Origin of the sequence: Bacillus sp. FSL R5-0709 (assembly GCF_038004785.1) — a bacterium.
Taxonomy (GTDB): domain Bacteria; phylum Bacillota; class Bacilli; order Bacillales; family Bacillaceae_G; genus Bacillus_A; species Bacillus_A mycoides.
In genome coordinates this window covers 1539147-1558261 of the sequence record NZ_JBBORT010000001.1, presented here as the reverse complement: position 1 = coordinate 1558261, position 19115 = coordinate 1539147, and the positions used below count along the sequence as shown (strand labels likewise).

General features: G+C 34.4%; 25 protein-coding genes and 1 riboswitch. Of the genes, 8 read left to right on the top strand and 17 right to left on the bottom strand.

Features of this window, described 5'->3' with window-relative positions:
- Positions 1-14 precede the first annotated feature (14 nt).
- Complete coding sequence (locus MKX37_RS08035) at positions 15-332, bottom strand: DUF4870 domain-containing protein (RefSeq protein WP_002011879.1); 318 nt, start codon at positions 330-332, stop codon at positions 15-17.
- Positions 333-479: 147 nt separating this feature from the next.
- The gene (locus MKX37_RS08030) at positions 480-1016 is read right to left on the bottom strand and encodes a YdcF family protein (RefSeq protein ID WP_306475273.1); all 537 of its coding nucleotides are present in this window, start codon (positions 1014-1016) and stop codon (positions 480-482) included.
- A 202-nt stretch (positions 1017-1218) separates the two neighbouring features.
- Here MKX37_RS08030 and MKX37_RS08025 point away from each other — a divergent pair, with 202 nt between their 5' ends.
- The gene (locus tag MKX37_RS08025; RefSeq protein WP_002126540.1) at positions 1219-1884 is read left to right on the top strand and encodes a DUF421 domain-containing protein; all 666 of its coding nucleotides are present in this window, start codon (positions 1219-1221) and stop codon (positions 1882-1884) included.
- Between the two features lie 37 nt (positions 1885-1921).
- Here MKX37_RS08025 and MKX37_RS08020 read toward each other — a convergent pair whose 3' ends face one another.
- Positions 1922-3277, bottom strand: coding sequence for an MATE family efflux transporter (locus MKX37_RS08020; protein WP_033708219.1), 1356 nt, complete (start codon positions 3275-3277; stop codon positions 1922-1924).
- 89 nt (positions 3278-3366) lie between these two features.
- Positions 3367-4197: a MerR family transcriptional regulator gene (locus MKX37_RS08015; protein WP_002086530.1), complete on the bottom strand. Its 831-nt coding sequence runs from the start codon at positions 4195-4197 to the stop codon at positions 3367-3369.
- 268 nt (positions 4198-4465) lie between these two features.
- Here MKX37_RS08015 and MKX37_RS08010 point away from each other — a divergent pair, with 268 nt between their 5' ends.
- On the top strand, positions 4466-5629 hold the full coding sequence (locus MKX37_RS08010) for a cation:proton antiporter (protein WP_002011888.1): 1164 nt from the start codon (positions 4466-4468) through the stop codon (positions 5627-5629).
- A 63-nt stretch (positions 5630-5692) separates the two neighbouring features.
- On the opposite strand, the gene MKX37_RS08005 is transcribed toward MKX37_RS08010, so the two are convergent.
- The 8 genes from MKX37_RS08005 to MKX37_RS07970 form a co-directional block, all read right to left on the bottom strand.
- Complete coding sequence (locus tag MKX37_RS08005; RefSeq protein WP_002186254.1) at positions 5693-5971, bottom strand: DUF3986 family protein; 279 nt, start codon at positions 5969-5971, stop codon at positions 5693-5695.
- Positions 5972-6051: 80 nt separating this feature from the next.
- Positions 6052-7401, bottom strand: a complete 1350-nt coding sequence (locus MKX37_RS08000; protein WP_002126530.1) for an aspartate aminotransferase family protein — start codon at positions 7399-7401, stop codon at positions 6052-6054.
- 348 nt (positions 7402-7749) lie between these two features.
- Positions 7750-9300, bottom strand: coding sequence for a solute symporter family protein (locus tag MKX37_RS07995; RefSeq protein WP_002011892.1), 1551 nt, complete (start codon positions 9298-9300; stop codon positions 7750-7752).
- Between the two features lie 2 nt (positions 9301-9302).
- Entirely contained in the window at positions 9303-9644 is a 342-nt protein-coding gene (locus tag MKX37_RS07990; protein ID WP_002011894.1) for a DUF485 domain-containing protein, read from the bottom strand.
- Positions 9645-9880: 236 nt separating this feature from the next.
- Entirely contained in the window at positions 9881-10510 is a 630-nt protein-coding gene (locus tag MKX37_RS07985) for a sterol desaturase family protein (RefSeq protein ID WP_002126527.1), read from the bottom strand.
- Positions 10511-10592: 82 nt separating this feature from the next.
- A complete protein-coding gene (locus MKX37_RS07980; protein WP_002011898.1) occupies positions 10593-10886 on the bottom strand; it encodes a hypothetical protein in 294 nt (97 codons plus the stop codon).
- A 19-nt stretch (positions 10887-10905) separates the two neighbouring features.
- Positions 10906-11538 carry a LysE family transporter gene (locus tag MKX37_RS07975; RefSeq protein ID WP_002030886.1) on the bottom strand — a complete coding sequence of 211 codons (633 nt, stop codon included), beginning with the start codon at positions 11536-11538 and terminating at the stop codon, positions 10906-10908.
- A gap of 139 nt (positions 11539-11677) precedes the next feature.
- Positions 11678-12406 (bottom strand): YqcI/YcgG family protein, encoded by a 729-nt coding sequence (locus MKX37_RS07970; protein ID WP_002030884.1) that lies wholly within the window; start codon positions 12404-12406, stop codon positions 11678-11680.
- Positions 12407-12667: 261 nt separating this feature from the next.
- Between MKX37_RS07970 and cspB the strand changes: the two genes are divergently transcribed.
- Together cspB and MKX37_RS07960 are read left to right on the top strand one after the other, a co-directional pair.
- Positions 12668-12865, top strand: a complete 198-nt coding sequence (gene cspB, locus MKX37_RS07965) for a cold shock-like protein CspB (RefSeq protein ID WP_002011904.1) — start codon at positions 12668-12670, stop codon at positions 12863-12865.
- Between the two features lie 119 nt (positions 12866-12984).
- Positions 12985-13233 carry a DUF2564 family protein gene (locus MKX37_RS07960; RefSeq protein WP_002011905.1) on the top strand — a complete coding sequence of 83 codons (249 nt, stop codon included), beginning with the start codon at positions 12985-12987 and terminating at the stop codon, positions 13231-13233.
- 33 nt (positions 13234-13266) lie between these two features.
- On the opposite strand, the gene MKX37_RS07955 is transcribed toward MKX37_RS07960, so the two are convergent.
- The 3 genes from MKX37_RS07955 to MKX37_RS07945 form a co-directional block, all read right to left on the bottom strand.
- The gene (locus tag MKX37_RS07955; RefSeq protein WP_002011906.1) at positions 13267-13443 is read right to left on the bottom strand and encodes a zinc-finger domain-containing protein; all 177 of its coding nucleotides are present in this window, start codon (positions 13441-13443) and stop codon (positions 13267-13269) included.
- A 12-nt stretch (positions 13444-13455) separates the two neighbouring features.
- Positions 13456-14115 carry a ribonuclease H family protein gene (locus MKX37_RS07950; RefSeq protein WP_002126525.1) on the bottom strand — a complete coding sequence of 220 codons (660 nt, stop codon included), beginning with the start codon at positions 14113-14115 and terminating at the stop codon, positions 13456-13458.
- 124 nt (positions 14116-14239) lie between these two features.
- Entirely contained in the window at positions 14240-14728 is a 489-nt protein-coding gene (locus MKX37_RS07945) for a QueT transporter family protein (RefSeq protein ID WP_002011909.1), read from the bottom strand.
- Positions 14729-14734: 6 nt separating this feature from the next.
- A riboswitch (PreQ1 riboswitch) is annotated at positions 14735-14779 on the bottom strand.
- A 131-nt stretch (positions 14780-14910) separates the two neighbouring features.
- Here MKX37_RS07945 and MKX37_RS07940 point away from each other — a divergent pair.
- From MKX37_RS07940 to MKX37_RS07930, 3 genes are all read left to right on the top strand, one after another.
- Positions 14911-15783, top strand: a complete 873-nt coding sequence (locus tag MKX37_RS07940; RefSeq protein WP_002086548.1) for an aldose 1-epimerase family protein — start codon at positions 14911-14913, stop codon at positions 15781-15783.
- Between the two features lie 70 nt (positions 15784-15853).
- Positions 15854-16240, top strand: coding sequence for a reverse transcriptase-like protein (locus MKX37_RS07935; protein WP_002011911.1), 387 nt, complete (start codon positions 15854-15856; stop codon positions 16238-16240).
- A gap of 13 nt (positions 16241-16253) precedes the next feature.
- Entirely contained in the window at positions 16254-17159 is a 906-nt protein-coding gene (locus MKX37_RS07930) for a DMT family transporter (RefSeq protein ID WP_002126516.1), read from the top strand.
- Between the two features lie 2 nt (positions 17160-17161).
- On the opposite strand, the gene MKX37_RS07925 is transcribed toward MKX37_RS07930, so the two are convergent.
- Positions 17162-17422 carry a DUF6123 family protein gene (locus tag MKX37_RS07925; protein ID WP_001195213.1) on the bottom strand — a complete coding sequence of 87 codons (261 nt, stop codon included), beginning with the start codon at positions 17420-17422 and terminating at the stop codon, positions 17162-17164.
- A gap of 182 nt (positions 17423-17604) precedes the next feature.
- Between MKX37_RS07925 and MKX37_RS07920 the strand changes: the two genes are divergently transcribed.
- Entirely contained in the window at positions 17605-18165 is a 561-nt protein-coding gene (locus MKX37_RS07920) for a cysteine hydrolase family protein (protein WP_002186259.1), read from the top strand.
- A 42-nt stretch (positions 18166-18207) separates the two neighbouring features.
- Here MKX37_RS07920 and MKX37_RS07915 read toward each other — a convergent pair whose 3' ends face one another.
- Positions 18208-19068, bottom strand: a complete 861-nt coding sequence (locus MKX37_RS07915) for a GNAT family N-acetyltransferase (protein ID WP_078422000.1) — start codon at positions 19066-19068, stop codon at positions 18208-18210.
- Between the last annotated feature and the right edge of the window lie 47 nt (positions 19069-19115).

The following is a 19115-nucleotide window of genomic DNA, read 5'->3' as shown; positions in this document are numbered from 1 at the left end:
ACATAACGACAATGTTAAGCTGCTTTCAATACTTTAATACCTTTAACAATATTCCAAATGAAGTAGTAAATTCCTACAAGAATAAACACTGCATACGTTATAACCATCCCAATTCCAACGCTCTCAGACTGATTGAAACTTAAACCGTATACTCCTGATAAAGCTAACCCTCCAAATAAAATTGCATATGGGAAAACATGTGACCAAAATGCTTTTTTCGCATGATATTTCACTTCATCTTCCGCAACGAAGTAAACAATAATTGGTAGTAAAAATGGTGCAAAAAAGATACTAAAATAACATAGCGAGGATAAAATATTATTTCCTTTCATACGATTCACCTCTAAAGTTTTTTGTTACCTTCATTATGTCAGGAAACCTTTCCAGAAACTATCGCTTTACCTTTCATGAACATGACATTTTTGTAAGATTTCCCTCGAAATAAATCCCGCCTCAAATTTTGGGCGGGATTACTTTAACTATATTCGATTCATAAACCAATATTGCGTAATCGCTAAATATTCTCGTACATTCGATGGAATGATAATTGGCTTCGGTGTTTTGGCCGGAAGCCCTTCTAATTGCAAACCTTGTTTTGCAGCTATTTTTTTCGCTCTAAACATATGGAAATCGTTTGTTACGATCATACCTTTTTTCATATTGGCTGGAATTAACGGTTTTGAGAATTTAATATTTTCATCTGTGCTCGTCGACTTATCTTCCATTATAATGCGGTCTTCTGCAATATTTTGTTTCATTAATCCTTGTTTCATCGCTAATGCTTCTGTAATATCTTCACCTTTTCCTTGGCCTCCAGATACAATAGCAATTGTTTTATCATGTAATTTTAAATACTCAGCTGCTTTATCAATACGATATTGCAATGAATACGAAGGTTTTGTTCCATTTACTTTCGATCCTAGTACAATTATATAATCCGCATCATCAATTGCATTCATATGCCCATGCTTATAAATGTTATATTGTAAAAACCCCGCATATACGGCGCAAATCATTATAACAACTAAAATATACTTGATTATTTTCTTCTTTCTCATATCCATATACCCCTATTCCCTTTACTTCCTTCATCATAATATCCGTTTATTCGTTTGTATACAGACAAATTCCAATTAAGCCTAATTTATCCTCCAAAAGGTAATATTTCTATTAATTTCGGGAATAGTAAGTACAACTTCGCACGAAGGAGTGTCCCTATTGCTTCTCTTTTTATGTAACGTATCATTCTTTTTCATCTTATTTTTACTATCACTTAAGCTACTTGGTAAATCTGCATTAGCACAACTAACTCCTCATGATTTTGGGGCTATTATCTTTTTATCTTATTTAGCTTTTCAAGCCATACCAGTCGCTGGTGCTTTACAAGCATTTCTCGGTATGGTCGTTATTACATGTTTGCATTTGCTTCTTACAAAATTAAGCCTACTCAACAAACTAAATCGTTTTATTCTCGGACACCCCATTATTTTAATTAAACATGGTGATATTATTTTTGAGAACTTACAAAAAAGTAGATATCCGATCCCTGAATTGCTTTCTAACCTTCGCGTCGCAGGATATCCAAGTGTTCATGAAATTGAGTATGCGATATTAGAAGCGAATGGAGCTATTAGTATTTTACCAAAAAGAGAACTTGTGCCTCTGACTCCAAAAGATTTGAATATAAATGTTAAGTATGCAGGCTTACCAATTGCTCTTATCGTTGATTCACAAATTCAATACGATAACTTAAAATTAATCCATAAAAATGAAAAGTGGTTACATGCAGAGTTAATGGAGAAAGGCGTTACAAATATTAAAAATGTGGCTTTCGCTTCTGTGCAGGAGACAGATGGATCTTTTGCAATTAGTTTAAAAGAATGAAAAAAATCCCCTTACTTGTTCAAGGGGATTTTCTTCACTATATTGCTTTTTTCTCTCTCGCCATGTTTAACGGAACAGGATGTTTCATACGATTCATCGTAAATATGATAATTGCTGTCAATACTTCCGCTACTGGCATAACGAGCCAAATTCCGTTTATACCAAATACTTTTGGCATAATCCATAACAATGGGATAACAAATAGTAAACCTCGGCTCATTATTATAAGTACTGATTTTTTCGTTTGTCGCACTGATTGGAAATACTCTCCATACACAATGTTATAGCCTAAAAATACATATTGAATAAAGAATAAACTAATACCTGTTAACGTTAACTCCAATAGTTCTGGCGATTGAACATTAAATAAACCTATAATATATTTCCCAAAGAATAAACCGACAACAATCGCAATGCCTCCGAGTACAAGCGCAATTTTCACAGCAAACTGTAATCCTTCACGCAATCTTTCTGATAAGTTTGCACCGTAATGGAAACTAGCGATTGGTTGTAATGCTGCACCAACACCGAAGAATAATAATAATGTCATTGCATGAATACTATTCACCATCGCATAGGAAGCGACTCCTATTTCTCCTGCATATTGAACGAATGCAATGTTAAAACCGATTGTTACGATTGCAACTGTACTTTCTGCTGTAAAACTTGGGAAACCGATCACCATAATTTGTTTAACCGTATCCCATTCAAAATGGAATTTCGTCCATTTTAAAATACTACTTTTTCTAAAGAAGTGAGTTAATAATACAAGGAAACCAATTGCCGCCGAAAGAATAGTAGCTGAAGCAGCACCAGTTACACCCCATCCAAAGATGAAAATAAAAATATAGTCGAACACTATATTTAATACAGCCGTTACAACAAGACCTGCCATTGCTAAATTAGGATTTCCGTCATTTCGTATAAATGTACTTAAAATATTTTCTAAAACGTATATCATTCCAAATGTTAATAACACCTGTAAATAGTCTAATGCGTATGGTAAAATCACTTCATTCGCACCAAATAAATATGCTAAATCTTCTATTCTCCATAAGCAAATAGCCGCTAAAACGCCAACGATAACAACTGCTACTGTCATAGATTGAGTAAAGATAGACCTTGCTCTTTCCAGTTTATTTTCACCTAGTGCAATGGAATATAGCGTTGCTCCGCCCATTCCAATCCATAATGAAATAGAGAAGAAAATTGAAAATGCTGGAATAGCTACGTTTACTCCGGCTAAACCGTTCGCTCCAACTCCTCTACTAATCATGACTGCATCAATCACAATATTAACCGACATTAATACCATCCCAAGAACAGCTGGTATTAAATACGTAATAAATAAACTTTTAATTGGTTTTTCTCTTAATTTTTCTGTTGTTTCCATCATATAAATGCTCCTTTTTCAATGCTCTGTTCACAGTTTAAACCTTCAAGTTACTTGAAGGTCAATAGAGAATCGAAAAATATATAAGCCTATTTTTTAACAACAGGTATTTGAATTTCCGTTACTTGCTCCTTCGGATTTTCTGTTACGGACCAATCAATTAATGCAAGTTCCAGTGCATCTCCGCACACTTCATATCCTTCGTTATCAATGTGCTTTAATAATTCAGTATACGTTGCGTCTGTTTCTTCATATGGTCCATGGTGATAAGAACAGGCAAATATCCCTTCTTTTATTTCATCTGAAGTATGCGCTTCAAAAGGCATGTAATCCAATAAAATAAACACACTGTTATATGCTTGAAACTCATTTTGCATTAATGCTTTTTTTGAAACTGTTACACCGATATCACCTGAAAATAAACTATTATCAATTTGCTTCATATTTTTTTGCAACGAATGGATATAATATTCAAACATATCATCCGTTGTATTTGGTGCAACTGCAATTGCTGTAATTTTTCGTTTCGGTATCTTTTTATAAATAATTTGATTTGCTTCAGATTTCGTCGCTTTCTTCATTAAATGGATTTTATGTTCCATTTTTGCCAAAGCATACTCGATTTCTCTTTGTTTTTTCAGCATCATTTCTTGTTGTTTTTCAAGTAAATTCAGTGCATAAGATGGATTTCGTTCATCAATATATTTCTTTATTTCCTTTAACGGGATGTTCAATTGGCGTAAAAATTTAATCGTATCTAATAGTGAAAACTGATCAATTGTGTAATAACGATAATTGGTTTGAGGGTCAACAATTGACGGATGAAAAATCCCTTTTTCATCATAATAACGTAATGTAGATTCCGCTATATTATGCATTTTCGCCATTTCCCCAATTGTAAAACGTTGATTTAATAACATTTTTCTTTCTCCATTCATTATATGTAAACTTTATTACTTCCTATTATATATCTATATCCCTCGTTTCTAAAACGAATCCTCTCAAGAAAATCTGCTATTTTTTCATTGATTTTTAATAAATTTTATTATATATTAATTACAGGTTCAAATTACAAGTTCAAAAGAACTCGTAATCAGACCCTTTGTTTAATGGATCTTTACATATTATCATTAGGCAAATTCCGAGAAATCGTATGATAAAAATAAAAAATGATGAGGAGAGGATCCAATGGAATTCGAATTTTTCTTTCAGATTGCACTTATTTTATTAAGTACAAAGCTCGCTGGTGACCTTAGTGTTAGATTAGGTCAACCTTCTGTACTCGGTAAATTAATTGTTGGTATCGTTATCGGTCCAGCTATATTCGGATGGATTGAAAATTCAGAGCTTCTAACACAATTAAGTAATGTCGGAGTTATTCTTTTAATGTTTATGGCAGGACTTGAAACAGACTTAGAAGAATTAAACGCAAATCGTAATTCTTCTTTAGCTGTTGCACTTGGAGGTATCGTTCTTCCATTCGTAGGTGGTTACGTTGCCGGTCTTGTTGTCGGTATGGAACAAGGGAATGCTGTCTTTTTAGGATTACTTCTATGTGCAACAAGTGTTAGTATTTCCGTTCAAACACTTCGTGATTTAGGTAAAATGAAAACACGTGAAAGTACGACGATGCTTGGAGCCGCTGTATTTGATGACATTCTTGTTGTTATTTTATTAGCATTTGCAATGAGCTTCTTAGGCACAGATGACGTTAACTTAACAATGATTATCTTGAAGAAAGTAGTATTCTTTGCTTCTATCATTTTAATTGGTTGGAAAGGTGTTCCAGCAATCATGCGTTGGTTATCACCGCTTCGCGTATCTGAGTCTATCGTTAGTGCTGCGCTTATCATCTGTTTCTCATTCGCATACTTCGGCGAACTATTAGGAATTGCTGGTATTATCGGTGCTTTCGCAGCTGGTATCGCTATTTCTCAAACGAACTACAAACATGAAGTAGAAAAGAAAGTAGAACCAATTGCTTACGCTATGTTCGTTCCAGTATTCTTTGTTAGTATCGGTATGAATATTACATTTGACGGTATTGGCGATCAAATTTGGTTCATCTTAGCATTAACAGTTATCGCTGTATTCACAAAACTAATCGGTTGTGGATTCGGTGCACGAATCACTGGATTTGATGCAAAGTCTTCTGCAATTATCGGTGCTGGTATGGTTTCTCGTGGTGAAGTTGCACTTATCATCGCAGGAACAGGACTTTCTTCTGGCCTATTAGCACAAGATTACTTTACAGCTATCGTTATTGTCGTTATTTTAACTACAATGATTACACCACCAATGTTAAAATACACTTTTGGTGCAAAAGATAAAGCAATGAAAGCAAGTAAATAAGTTTCATATAATAAAAGGAGATTGCTATCTTATAAGATAGCAATCTCCTTTTTCATTTTATCTTTAAACAATTCCATTCATTTTTAACCAGTTTTCAAACATAGTTCGCGCTTCTTCATCATCGATATCATTACTAAATGAATACACCTTAATGCCATAATCATCTATATATTCACCTAGCTTCATTTCCTCCACTTTTTTGTAAAAATCATCTACCTCATAGTGTGGAATATAGGCATCCCAAATTGGTTCATTTATTCTTTTGTACGCTGTCACTTCTAAATCATATCCATCTTCATAATATCCGATGTGATAATGTTTGTTAGGATCATATTTCTCCATTAATATCCCTTCCTTTAAAAAGCTATCCTATTTCACGTAATAAACAAAAGCGAGCTGTATATTACAGCTCGCTCAATTAATTAAATACGCTCCATCGCCGTCTTCAACGTACCAACAACGAAAGCAATTTCTTCACTTGATATAACGAGCGGCGGTGCCAATGTTAAGACATTATTATATCCTGCTGTTGTCATACCGTTACGCCCAATAATGAGCCCTTTTTCTTTACAAGCATTTACAACACTTGCAATTTTGTCATTATCAATTGGTTCTTTCGTCGCTTTATCATTTACTAGTTCGATTCCAACTAATAACCCTTTCCCTCTAATATTTCCAACAAGCGGATGTGCCCCAATTTCTTCTTTTAATTGATTTAATAAAAGTGAACCCATTTGTGCAGAGCGCTCAATTAAATTTTCATTTTCCATAATCTCTAAGTTTTTAAGCGCTAATGCACAAGCCGCTGGATTTCCACCAAATGTATTAATATGGCGGAAGAATTCATATTCTCCTGTTCCTTTAAATGCCTCATAAATTTCTTTTTTTACAGCTGTTGCTGATAATGGTAAATATGCGCTCGTAATACCTTTTGCCATCGTAACGATATCAGGCTTAACGTCATAGTTCATAAACCCAAATGCTTTTCCTGTACGCCCGAAACCACAAATAACTTCATCACTTATAAGTAGTGCTCCGTGTTTTTGACATGTTTCGTGAATTGCTTTCATATAGTCTTGTGGTGGCATTAAAATACCTCCGCCTGTAATAATTGGCTCCATAATAAATGCTGCTATCGTTTCACTTAATTCCCATGTCATAACACGATCTACTTCTTTTACGCATTCTACATCATAAATATTTTGTGATTCCATTTCTGGCATGCGGTAACAATCTGGAGGCGTTACATGTAAAAAACCTGAAGCGAATGGCTCATATTGGTATCTACGCTGTGCTTGTCCAGTCGCTGCCATCGTCGCCATTGTGTTTCCGTGATAACCACGATAACGTGACATAAATTTGTAACGATGCGGTTCACCTTTTTGAGCATAATATTGTCTTGCTATTTTAAAAGCGGTTTCATTCGCTTCTGATCCACTATTAGAGAAGAAAATAACATACTCTCCACCAAGCCACTCGTTTAACTTTTCAGCGAGCTTAATTGCTGGTTCATGTGATTGTGACATCGGAAAATATGATAATGTTTGCAATTGCTTATAAGCTGCCTCTGCAAGCTCTTTTCTTCCATATCCGCTATTTACACACCAAAGACCACTCATACCATCTAAGTATCTTTTTCCTTGTATATCTTCAACCCAGCACCCTTCTGCTTTTGCCCCTACCATTGTACTACTTGGACTAAAGGGACGCATTCCGTGCCACACATATTGCTCATCTTTTGCTAATAATTCATCGGTTTGTTTTGTCTTCATCATTTCTTCCACCTTCCATAACAACTTATTTTTCACAAAGCTGCGCTGGTGCCATGATGAGTTAAATTTCTCCCTGCCTATTTTCATTCCACAAACACAAGACAAATCCTACCAAAATTAAAGTAATATTTATCCCACTATTTGTGGGCAGTAAAACTCCCACCCCAAAATTCAGCTGGAGCAAAGAAGTTAGGTGGGAGATTAACTGCCCATAAACGCCCGATTGGTGAGAGCTAATAATCAGTGTGGGGGGATGAACAATCCTCCACACTGATTAAAGTTTCACGTTATAAGAAAATGTCAAAAGAAAGAGGAGCTTTTCTTATATTTCGAAAAGCTCCTCTTTTTTTAATGCGAAGATGCATCACTAATACCATGACCAGTATTAGATTTCACAAGAATTTCATCAAATTTCGCTGCATCTTCTTTCTTACTAGAGAAAACAGTTCCTAAATATGCTGCAAGAAACCCGAGCGGGATCGAAATAATTCCAGGTGTCGTATATGGAAATATCGCTTCTCCAACAAAAATAGCTTTTCCAGCTACTGGGTTCCAAACATTTGGACTTAACGCTACAAGAACAATCGCTGATACAAGACCAACAATCATACCAGAAATTGCTCCTGTTGTATTAAAACGCTTCCAATAGATTGTAAATAATATAACCGGTAAATTTGCACTCGCTGCAACCGCAAATGCTAGTGATACTAAAAATGCTACGTTTAATGTTTGAGCAAATAAAGCAAGTATAATAGATACTATCGCTACTCCAATAGACGCATAACGAGCCATTGACACTTGCTCTTTTTCCGTTGATTTTCCTTTACGGATAATCTCATTATAAAAATCATGCGCGAATGCTGATGCTGCTGTTAACACAAGTCCTGCTACTACAGCTAAAATAGTTGCAAAAGCAATTGCTGATACGAAAGCAAATAAGAAATCTCCGCCTAATGCTTTTGCTAATAAAGGTGCTGCCATATTACCAGCAGGGTTTGCTTTAATAATCGCCTCATTTCCTACAAACGCTGCTGCTCCAAACCCTAAGAAAATTGTCATAATATAAAACGCGCCAATTAACCACGTCGCATATACAACAGATTGACGTGCAGTTTTTGCATCACGTACTGTAAAAAAGCGGACAAGAATATGTGGTAATCCCGCTGTACCAAGGACTAGTCCTAAATTTAAAGAAAGTGTATCAAGACCATCCTTATACTTTACTCCTGGATTTAAAAACGAATCTTTTAATGGAGTAGCTGTTTTCATGTGAGCGAACATTTCAGTCACACTGAAATTAAATTTGGAGAAAACGATAACAGAAATAATAAATGTCCCTGCCATAAGTAGTACAGCCTTTACAATTTGAACCCAGCTCGTAGCTGTCATTCCTCCAAAAATAACATACACAGTCATAAGTGTACCTACGATTAATACAGATGTTGTATATTCAATACCTAATAATAGTTTAATAAGTGCACCCGCACCAACTAATTGTGCAATCATATAAAAAATTGAAATCGTCATCGTATTAAGCGCTGCTATACCACGAACTTTTTTCGCATCAAAACGTGCCGCAATCATATCCGCTAACGTGTACTTCCCTAAATTTCTAAGCGGTTCTGCGACAAGATATAGAACAACTAAATAAGCAACTAAAAAGCCGATACTATAAAAGAACCCATCAAACCCAGTTAACGCTATCGCTCCGGCTATACCAAGAAATGACGCAGCAGACATGTAATCCCCAGCAATAGCCAGACCATTTTGCCAGCCAGTTAATCCCCCTCCAGCCGTATAAAATTCACTCGCATTTTTCGTTTTTTTTGATGCAAAATAGGTTATGACGAGCGTACCAAGAACAATAATTAAAAATAGTGCAAACGCAGTAGTATTCAAATTCAGCCCCTCCCTTTTTGCATATCTTGCAGAATTTTTTGCGAAATTTCATCAAAGGATTCGGCTTTCTTGCTGTAAATCATACATAATGACCATGTCATAATAAATTGCGCAAAAGCAAATACCCATGCCCATGTCACATCACCAAATGCCGGTGTATTAAGCACCTTTGAATACGATGTTAAAATAGGTAGTGCTATAAAAAAACTTAAAAAGAAAATACTCATCGGAATGATAAACTTCTTTTTCGTATTTAATAACAATTGAAACTCTTCAGACTGAACAACTTCTGTATAATTCACCTCATTTTTTAACTTACGTGCTGACGTATCATCTCGTTTCATTCTCTGGTCCCCTCTCTTAACTTAAAATACAATTCACCTTGCATACATAAATACTAAATTTTATAAATATTCAGAAACTTATTTTCATTTTAGACAATCCGTACATTCCTGCAAAGATTTTTCGATAGACATTTTTCGTCATTTTCTCCTAAATTTTCAATATACTTTTTTAACATAAAATTTGATTGATTCGATTAAACTTTTATTCCCATTAAAATAGAAGAAAGAAGTAGTGCTTATCGCACTACTTCTTTCTTTGTCTCCTTTTCTAAATTACGAGCTGTTTCACTTAATTCAACGTCTTTTCCATCTTTAAGTGTTCTAAATATAAAATCGAATACTGGATTTGAAACTCCGAACCAAAACTTTTCATTTTTATAATGGTGTAATATGTGCTGTTTTTTTAGCCATCTTCCAAACTTAGTGAAGGGACGAATCGGTTTATGTGCAATATAATGTTTCCATTCATAAACGAGGAGCATGATAATCATTCCGATTCCGAATGAAAGTGTAACAGTAACACTTTTTGTAATACCATACGTTATAAGTAAATATATAGTAAAGCTAGGTATACTAAACCATACAGGCAAAAATAAAAGTTTTAAATCATCTGGATATACGTGATGATCATAATGTAATCTTCTTAACATTTTTAATAAAAATGCGTTTTTAGGCGGCTTTAAATGGAATAAAAAACGGTGTGTCATATATTCGTTAAACGTATAAAAAACAATCCCAAACATACACGCTAACATACCAATCCATGTAAAAAATTGCATTTTTAAAATAATAATAAAAATTAATAGAACACTATACATAATAACAATATCATGTTGTAAAAAAAACTCTTTCACCACTCTCTTCATCTTACTTCCCCCTTTTCCACCAAAACAGCCGCAACATATCGTTACGACCATTTTTTTCTATTTCATTCTTATTCTATTCACTTTACAAATTTGCCTGCTGTTCTATTGTCGAGAAAAAAGTGTTCGGACCAAATATATTTTGCTTCGGAATAATGTGTTCTACTGCAAACACTGTTACTTCTCCTCTTTGTACTTCTCCAATAATGAGACCAAATACTTCATGATTTACCGCAAACGTTGGTTGTTTCGTTTGCAGTAACCTTGCTGCATTTTTAAATACCGCTTCATATAGTGGATTCCTATCAGTAATTTCTTTTCGGATTTTTGGTGCTAAAGTGATGATAATTTCTTTTCCGTCAATAGTGGTTCGATACATAAAAATCTCCCCTTCAATCTTATATGAATAACTGTAAAGCTTTGTATGCAAAATGGATAGAATATCCTACTAAAATAATACCTGCTCCGGCTGTAATATAGCCAAGTGCTTTTTTCTTTAATAAAGTTCTTCCAAAATGTACAGAAAAAGCAATATTTAAATTCCACAAAATAATACCAACAATAATACAAAGACTGTACAAAAAAGCTTCTTGTTTCGTTACCTTTGTAAGCAACGAGCTAAGTGTACTTCCATATATACCAAACCAAAAAACGAGATTTAATGGATTGGATATCGCAATTAGAAATCCTGCCATAAAAGATTGTTTAAGTCCACCTATCTCTTCTTGTTTATATTCCATATTAGAGTGAGAAATTCCTTGTTTTACACTTTGAAACCCTAAATAAAACAACAAGAAAAAACCAGCGCAATACATAAAAGCTTGTACATATGTATACATAAACACAGAAGATAAACCAAAATAAATAAGCAGCATAAACAAAATATCAGCAGTCATTCCTCCGATTCCAACAATCCACGCATGCCAAAATCCACGTTCAATTCCTCGTTTTAACATTTCAATATTAATCGGACCTACAGGTGCAGCTAATGAAATACCTAATACTATTTGTTGTATAATTGCTCCAAACATCACTCTATCCTTTCTACTTCTTTTACTATTAAGTAATGATGCAAATAAAGAAAATAGACTAGCTTTCATAAAAATTATTCAATAATACAATACCCTTTTTTATCCAAAATATGCAAAAGAGCCATCCAGTTGATGGCTCTTATTTCTCTACCCTATGATGAAAAGGACATTTACCTTTAATCGGCTCAATATCATCCCCTATGAAATATTGTTTCCATTCACGATGATTAGGATCGCCGTAGTGACTAATGTTAGGGTGCTTCGGCAACTGATCCCACTTTTCAACTCGTTCACGGACCATTTGTCTTGAATACGACCCTTTAGGACGATCTCCTTCTAATCCATCGAAAATAGTTCGTGGCTGGAATCCAATAACGAGAGAATTTCCTAAATGCCTAGTCTTTCGCTGTTTATAAGCTGGCGCATTCCCAAATGCAAATATTGGTTCACCACCAAATGAAAATTCCCATAAATGATGGTCTGGATTTTTCGGGATTTGCTTTGGCCATAATTGATTATCTTGTTCATGCAAATATTGTAGTACTTTCCAAAAATAATCTCGATAATATTCGATTGATTTTTCTTCACATTCCGGTTCCACAAAAAGAAAAAATCCTCTTCTTACAATCGGCCGCTCTTTCATTAGCTCCAAAAAAGTTAACATTGTATTGGGCAAATGACTCCAATCATTATGAGAGAGAAATGAATAACGAAGTTCATTCTTCTTCAAAGCTGTTAAACCGAAATAACACGGGAAGGTTGGTTCTAACACGACACTCGAAAAATCATGAAATTCTTTTGCAACCCAATTCGGTATGTCGACTCTATTTTTCATCCCTTCATTATCTAATAAATAAGACTCATCCATTCTTTCACCTCATTATGTACAGCATTCACTTAAGAATATTACATACTCGGCTTGTCCTATACCTTTTTAAAAATTCAAGAAAAAATTAATTCAAAATACAAAATTTTTAAAACGCTTACTTGACTAAATTCTACCAATTCATGTATATTTAAATTAATCATTTAGCAGAATATTCGAGAATATAGCATTTTTTATTTTTATTATTTTTTTAATGAATTTCACTAAATGAAAAAAGGAATCGTTTTTAGGAGGAATTGTGACATGCAAGGAAAAGTAAAATGGTTTAACAATGAAAAAGGTTTTGGATTTATCGAAATGGAAGGATCTGAAGATGTATTCGTACATTTCTCTGCTATTCAAAGCGACGGCTACAAAGCTTTAGAGGAAGGTCAAGAAGTATCTTTCGACATTACTGAAGGAAACCGTGGACCTCAAGCTGCTAACGTAGCAAAACTTTAATCCCACATATGACAGGAGGTTACCTTACTTGGTAACCTCCTTTGTTATTCCTTTGTATATTTCCGTTTTCCAGAGCAAAAACTATGTGAAATGCGCAAAATACAAAGGAGGCAATAACAATGGGGTCACATGTAAATGATTTTGAAGAAGTAAAATTCCGTGTAGAAACTGCACAAAAAATGGTAGGTTCTGCAACAATTTCAATGGATCCAGACACATTAGAGCATGCCACTACTGCAGTAGAATCGGCTCGTTCTCAGCTTGAAATCATGAAATCCGTTGCAACGGATTTAGATGAGCCATTTCTAATGAATGAAGAAAAAAAATTAAGTAAATGCGAGCATCAATTACATGAAGCGAAGCACTAAAAAACATCCAGAGAAAATTCTCTGGATGTTTTTTTATGACAATTGCTCCCCATACTTTTTCAACTTCTCTCCAACCGTACATTGCCGTATACAAAAAGAATGGGCATAGTATTTACTATGATTTTTCCGATTATGTTCCTGCAGGAAACACCCTCCGCAATACGTTTCTAATAAGTCATTTACCTCTGTAATGAGTTGCTTCTTCTTCACGTGTGCACCTCTCTATTCGGTTATTTCTTTATGACTATCAATTGTCGTCCCTTCTAATGCTTGCGCTGCTAATTGATGTGCCTCTTTATTTTGTTTTCTAGATATCGGTTCACAAATAAGTTTTAATTTCATTTGCTTCGCTTTTTGTTCAATTTGATCTAAGTAATGATTTAAATGTTCATCATAGCAAGGCCATTCACCAGCTAATTGCTGCAGTACAACTTGAGAATCTCCACGAAGTGTAACTGCTTCATATTTAATTCCTAATTCCTCGAGTGTATTCATCCCGTATAATAATGCTGCATACTCCGCTTCGTTATTATCATATATGCCTTCTATGTATGCATTGCGACGAATTCGGTAATTTGTATTTCCTTTTTTATAGTATACACATATACCAACCCCAGCTTCTTTCGTCTGTACATCATAACCACCATCAAAATAAACTTGAATTTCTTGCGGATCTTCCTCCACTTGCTTACTCAGTTTTTTCATTTCTTTTAATGACCATTCCGCGTCCATTTCATCGAAAAATAAAAGTTCTTTCACCCTACCTGTTTTCTCAAAATCCTCCGCAAATTGAAGCACTTCTTCTATGTTCATATAATCTGTTGTTAATTCAGTTTGTAAACCACGCTTCGTTTTATACAACCAATGTATTTTATATTTCATACTAGATTCCCCTTTTATAAGACTTCTTATATTTATTTTATTATATTTTATCAAGAGTCACAGTATTATATACAATTTAATCACATACAAAAAGAGCCATCCTAAGTAAGGACAGCTCTTTCATCTATTGCATAAATCTTTCAAATTGCACTCGCTTATTAATCCAGTACATTACAGGCATACCAATTGCCATTACAACAAATTCACCAACTGCACAAGTTAGCCATGTCAATAAAAATGGCAGATCAAACGCAAGATGAAGTTCAATTGCAATCATAAACATTGTGACTGTAAAAATAACTGTATTAAAAATCATACGAGCCCAAACACCTTTAATGAAGCGCATAGAAATAATAGTTGCAAGTAATGCAAGAATGGATTGCCCTACTCCAAATACTAAATCATAAGCGATCATAGGTGAGAAAAAGAGATTCGTTAAAAATACCCCTAATACAATCCCGTAAATTGCTTTCTTATTGAATACAACGAGATGATTAAACATCTCTGAAATACGAAACTGTACACTGGTAAAGCCAAATGGCTGAATAAGCATAGAAACAGCAATATATAATGCCGCTAAAATACCATTACCGACTAATGTCCTTATATTCATGACAAAATCTCCTTAGTTTTTTTACGTGGGATGGTTTCGAACCACGTTATTCGTTTTTAAGCAACAAGATTATATTTTACGCAATAGGCACTCTTTCGTCAATAGATTCCTATCATTTACTACCTTTTTTCTTTTGGACAACGTATAATAAAACATATGAAAGATTTAGGAGGTTTCACTTCATGACAGCAACAATTCAAAATGAAAAAGTGATCGTTTCCATTTCTGACAAAGGTGCAGAATTACAAAGCGTTCGCTTAAAAGAAGATAACACTGAATACTTATGGCAAGGCGATTCTACTTATTGGGGGCGCCGCGCACCAATTTTATTCCCAATTGTCGGCCGATTAGTAGATAATACATACTACGTAGATGGTAAACCATATTCTTTAACACAACACGGCTTTGCTCGTGATCTTACATTCTCTGTAAAAGAACAAAGTGAAACGAATATTACTTATATTGTTACTAGTAATGAAGAAACATTAAAAAAATACCCATACGAATTCGAATTACTCGTTTCTTATGAGCTAGATGGACAAATCGTTCATGTAACATATGAAGTAAATAACCCTACTTCAAAAGAGATGTTCTTCTCAATCGGAGCACATCCTGGTTTCAACTTCCCCTTATTAGAGGGCGAATCATTTACAGATTATCATTTATCATTTAATGGTTCTGAACGCTTAGAAACAAGCGTATTAGAAGGACCTTATCTTTCAAGTAAAAAGCAATTAATCGCTGAAAATACGAATGAATTACCACTTACATACGATTTATTCAAAAATGATGCACTTATTTTTGAAAATATGAATACGGATGAAATCTCTATTCGTTCTCATAAACATAATAAATTTGTAAAAGTAGAATTTGACGGATTCCCATTTGTGGGTGTATGGACACCAGGCGAGAACGCACCTTTCTTATGTATTGAACCTTGGTACGGGATTGCTGATGAAGTAAATCCGGCAAAAGATTTCAAGGAAAAAAAAGGAATTCAATCTTTACAAACGAATGAAACATTTACATGTCGTTATAGTATTACAATCGGCTAAGTCACTCTATCCCCTACTTCAAAGAAACATATAAGTAGGGGATCATCTTATAATTTGGAGGTTTCTCATTTTGATTGAAGTATATATTGATGGTGCATCAAAAGGAAATCCTGGTCCTTCTGGTGCAGGAGTGTTTATTAAAGGGGTGCAACCAGCTGTACAGTTATCATTGCCCCTTGGGACAATGTCCAATCATGAAGCAGAATACCACGCCTTACTTGCGGCATTAAAATATTGCACGGAGCATAATTATAACATTGTCTCTTTTCGTACCGATTCGCAGCTTGTCGAGCGAGCTGTCGAAAAAGAATACGCAAAAAATAAAATATTTGCACCACTATTAGAGGAAGCACTGCAGTACATAAAAAGTTTCGATCTCTTTTTTATTAAGTGGATTCCAAGTAGTCAAAATAAAGTTGCTGATGAATTAGCTAGAAAAGCTATCTTACAAAATTAACGGGGGTATGAGTGTGAAAAAAGATTGGGTTGCTCCTCTTGCTTTATTATTTGTCTCTTTTATTTGGGGAGCTACGTTTGTTGTCGTTCAAAATGCTATGTCTTTCGTTGGTCCATTTACTTTTAATGGTATTCGCTTTTTATTCGCTGGAATTATTTTATTATTCGTTCAAATGATTTTCTCAAAAAGAGCTTCAAAACAAGATATAAAACAGAGTAGCTTCGCTGGATTAATTGTTGGATTCTTTTTATGTATTGGCTATGTATTACAAACATTCGGCTTACTTTATACAACTTCTTCAAAAGCTGGTTTCTTAACAGGGCTTAGTATCGTTATGGTACCAATTTTGTCTTTTATCTTTTTAAAACAAAAAGCTACCATTTTTATCGTAATGGGCATTGCTGTAGCAACAGCAGGTTTATACTTATTAACGGCTGGTGATTCTTTTCAATTAAACATTGGAGATATACTCGTTCTCGGTTGTGCAGTTGCTTTTGCTGCCCATATTCTTGTTAACGGTTTCTTTTCTAAGAAAATATCACCTTTATTACTAAGCACCTCTCAAGTATTAGCTGTCGGTATATTTTCTTCTATTTGCGCTTTTTTGTTTGAAGATTGGGAAAAATTATTTTCAGTTTCACTATGGACGAATCAATCCTTTTTATTCGCTCTATTTCTAACTTCCCTATTTGCGACATCCATTGCTTTTTTCATTCAAACATCGGCACAAAAACATACTTCTCCAACAAGAGTAGCAATTATTTTTGCAATGGAGCCCGTTTTTGCTGCATTAACAGGCGTTCTAGTTGCAAACGAACAACTTTCTATTTCTGCCATTATCGGTTGTTTATGTATTTTCCTAGGCATGGTTTTTGTTGAACTACCTTCTAAAACGAAAAAAGAAGCGCGGGCTGCGTGAAGTTATGCTTGTAACTTCCGCATAAAAGCCTTAGCGCTTTTTTTATCTGTAATTTCTTCTTCTTTCAAGCGTTCTAATAACGCAACAAAATAACTGCCATCAAACTGTAATTGATGTTTAATCGTCGCTTCTATTGCTACGTTCACAATCCCATCAGATGCACCAGTATATCCTTGTCCGAACATAATAAATCCTTGTGCTTCCTCTGATAATTTAAATCCTTTCGTATGTAAGAATGAAAGATAATCTTCTACTGTTTGCATGATATTCCCACCTACTCAAAAATTCTCCACTTCCTATCATACATGTTTTTATACTCTATGAGAATGAAATTTATTTGACAACTTTGTAAATCTATCGTCTACTTCTTAGAAAAAAGAGGAGTTCCTTACAATATAAAAGAATATGTAAAGTGGAATTTATTTTATATTAAAGGGGATATCGAATGAAACAAGCACTATTAATTATCGATGCTCAGCAAGAATTAATGGATGGAAATGAACAAGAAAATGAAGTTTTTCGTAAAACCGAGCTATTATCTACACTAAATACAGCCGTACAGAAAGCAATAGATTCAAATGCCCTTATTGTTTTCGTAAGAGATATCGATGTTGCTTCTGGTAGCGGAGAAGGATTTGAAGTACATAATCAAATTAAAGTACCTCAGTCTGCAATCCTTATTAATAAAGCAGCAACAAACGCATTCTATGGCACTTCTTTACTTGAACTTTTAAAAGAAGAGAAGATTAGCCATATCGTTATCGGTGGATGTAAAACAGAACATTGCATCGATACCGCCGTTAGAACAGCAACTGTACAAGGATTTGACGTTACATTAATTAAAAATGGTCATTCCACAACTGATTCTAACGTGTTATCTGCAGAGCAAATTATTGGTCATCATAATAAAACTCTACATGGACATTATAACGTTGATCATTTTTCAATGGTTAGAGATGTCGAGGAAGACCTTTTTCAACCTATTCATGATCAATATCGCGATTAATTTGGCTATAAAAAAGAATCCTTTTCACAAAAGGATTCTTTTTTATCCAAAAATTTGCGCTGCAATACTGTATAGTTCTCCATTTCTTTTCAAAAATTGATCACTATTTTTTATCATAATTGGTGGGGTATTAACCTTTTGAAAACCAGTAATCTCTAATTCTTTCATGAAACCTTTCTTTCCTTCTGGTACATCAATTCTTAATTTACCATGATGCTCTCTTGCTAAATAATGTACCATTCTCATTGCCATCGCATCATTTTTAGCAACGACCGGCCCTATTATTTTATTTTCTGGCGTTTGTATACTTAAACCGTAACCTAATACATTTTGTTGTGCATCCTTTGTAACAATACATTGTTCACTTTGAATAATTCGATACTTTAAAAACTCTTCTCTATTTGTTCCAAATGCATCTTTATCTATTTGTATTATTTCTTCTAAATCACGTTCTTCATAATTCACAATATACTCTTCATTTCCTACACAATGGTAATTCGCATTGTACGAGTTACATATGTATTTAGAAACATAACTAACAGCCCTGAATCCTAGTTTTTCATATGAAATTTTCCCCTCATCCGTGGCAATAAGCATAATGGGGGTTTGAGTTAATAGGCTTTTAACACATAAATCCGTTATTATCTTTCCAATCCCTCTTCCTTTATAATCTGGATGTACAATTACCATTCCAATTGAGGCTAATGTCTCCCCGTATAGTATAATTGCTGCGCTAGCAATAAGCTCTTCTCTCTCATTTACTACACCATATACTATACCCGTATTCAAAATCATCTCAATTTCCTCTCTGTTGTAATCCCAGCCAATATGAGAAGATAATGCTACAATATCCTCTATTTTCCCTTTCCTAAGACGCTCCACCCTAATCTCCACTTCAATCATTCCCCATCTCCTTCTTTAGACGTTTGAACCATTCTGCATGAATCAAC